Origin of the sequence: Shewanella sp. 11B5 (assembly GCF_002836795.1) — a bacterium.
GTDB lineage: Bacteria > Pseudomonadota > Gammaproteobacteria > Enterobacterales > Shewanellaceae > Shewanella > Shewanella frigidimarina.
This window is the reverse complement of the sequence record NZ_PJAP01000656.1, coordinates 1-2149: the sequence shown is the minus strand read 5'-3', so window position 1 is coordinate 2149 and position 2149 is coordinate 1. Positions and strand designations below refer to the sequence as shown.

Genomic DNA, 2149 nt, shown 5'->3' with positions numbered 1-2149 from the left:
TCACGTTGCTGCTTACGCTGTTTGCGGCCTTCAACTATTGCGTTACGTTGCTGCTCAAGCTCATTTTCTGCCTGGTGCTGTTGCGCAGCTAAAGTCGCGGTTAATGTTGCTAATAACGGATTCGCTTCATGCTGGCTTATCGACAGATTAATTTGGTTAATCTGTTTATTTTCATGACTAAAAAAACTGTCTTGGGTCAGCATGTCAAACACTGGTGGCACAAACGGTGGCAAGATATTTTGGTCGGCTAACTTACCTGAAAATGCGGCTAAAAAGCCAAGTTGCCCGAGCGTGTCTGTAACCACCAACACACCAAACATCTTGCCAATCACCATGCCACGATCACGTTCGCTGTCTAAGCCAAAATTATGTTCCCAAGGATTCGCCTCAAGTAACACCTGCTGTAACTGCTGTGCTGCCAGTATGGTTAATGGATGAGGTTGATAATAAAACGGAAAGGTAAAAGATTCAGGCAACCCTTGTTCGGCAAGCGTGTTATTGAAAGCCATCGCATCACTAAAAGGAATAAAACACGGGTCGTTAACAGACATCAAAAAAACACTCACTACACCAAAGGGCGGCTATTTTACCCTTTCAAACTAACAGATGCATTATTTACTGAGAGTGGATTTTTTAGGATGTTAATTCAAACAACGTTGCAGAAACGATAGGGATAATTCAAGAGGGGATTGCTGTAGATCCCCTTTTGGCCTGTGCAGGGTGGAAGCGTTCGATCTTAATCCAATTGATGTTTGGAAAGATAAACGTTAACTAACTCTTGTGTATGGTTAAGCAGCTCCGCATTGCCAATGGCTCCATGCCCTGGCACAACAACCTCAGCATCAGAAAATGTCGCTTTAACCTTGCTAATCGTTACTGGCCAATCGGTTAACGATGCCTCAGCAATATAGCCCATACTCTTACTATGAGCACTTTTTACCAAACAGCCGCCAAAGAGTAATTGTGCTTTAGGGAGCCACACCACAATGTTATCAATTGTATGGCCAGCGCCTAAATAGCGAGCCTCGAGTAAACCATTAGCTAGGGTAAACGAGTCACCATCAAACGGCTGACTTGCGAGTGCTTTATGTTGTGTGGTCAATATTTTTTGAGTCATTACAGATACGTGAGTGCTAACACCAATACTGTTTAGGTAACTTATTCCAGCCGTGCGGTCGGCATGTGAATGGGTTGAAATACTGGCTTTGAGTATAAAGTTTTGCTGCTTTATCCACTCGACTAACGCAATAGTGTCTTTCTCGCTCCATGGGGTATCGATTAAATACGCATCTTTACCTTCAACAACCACTAGGCCATTAGCATCGACCAAACCAAAGTCTTCAGTTTTAAAATAAGACTGATATTCAAATAGTTGGATTTGTGTTGCTTGAGCTTGATTCGCTTTAACCAAAGCATTGCTACTGAGCGGTGTGATAGTCAGTTGGCCTGATGACTCAGCGCTTATCGCAAGTGGCACACAGCAAATAAAACCAATTAGTAATATCAATATTCGTGAAAACATAATGGTACTCAATTAACGTTCAGTCAAAGTTCAGTCGAACAGAATAAGCGTCAAAGTGTATCACTGAATTTGTGGATAATGGATAACAAAGGCAAACTCATGCCTGATGACATTGGTTGTGTGAAGCGGATTGTATTGAACGAATAGATGGGCAATAGTCTTAAGCTATTAATTCTTAAGCTATCAATATAGATGAAACCGTACAGGTCTCATCTATATTTGGACATCATTATTGATGACAGAAGGTATTATCAATAACGACGATTATGCCTTTGGTCTGTGTAATACGCAGACTTTGTTACCAGAAGGATCGCGTAAATAAGCTAGATATAATGGACCATTTGGGCTGTCGCGAACACCAGGAGCATCTTCGCAAGCTTCGCCACCACTCGCTACACCAGCAGCATGCCAAGCGTTAGCCTGTTCTGCATTATCAGCATGAAAACCTATGGTGCTGCCATTACCGTTGCAAGCTGGTTCACCGTTTAATGGTTTTGATAACGCAAAAATACCAGTACTAGTCATATAAAAACAACGACCTTTAGGATCAATTACCCCTGGTTTAATACCTAGTTCGCCTAGTGTTGCGTCGTAAAAGGCTTTTGATTTTTCGATATCATTGGCACC

2 protein-coding genes and 1 pseudogene are annotated in these 2149 nt (G+C 42.2%); all 3 read right to left on the bottom strand.

Annotated elements, in window-relative coordinates:
- A pseudogene (locus CXF78_RS14935) lies at nt 1-551 on the bottom strand (RNA pseudouridine synthase); the annotation flags it as partial.
- A gap of 185 nt (nt 552-736) precedes the next feature.
- Nucleotides 737-1522 carry a subclass B1 metallo-beta-lactamase gene (bla, locus tag CXF78_RS14930; protein ID WP_102037248.1) on the bottom strand — a complete coding sequence of 262 codons (786 nt, stop codon included), beginning with the start codon at nt 1520-1522 and terminating at the stop codon, nt 737-739.
- Nucleotides 1523-1786: 264 nt separating this feature from the next.
- A partial coding sequence (locus CXF78_RS14925) for a VOC family protein (protein ID WP_102037247.1) occupies nt 1787-2149 on the bottom strand: 363 nt, incomplete at its 5' end.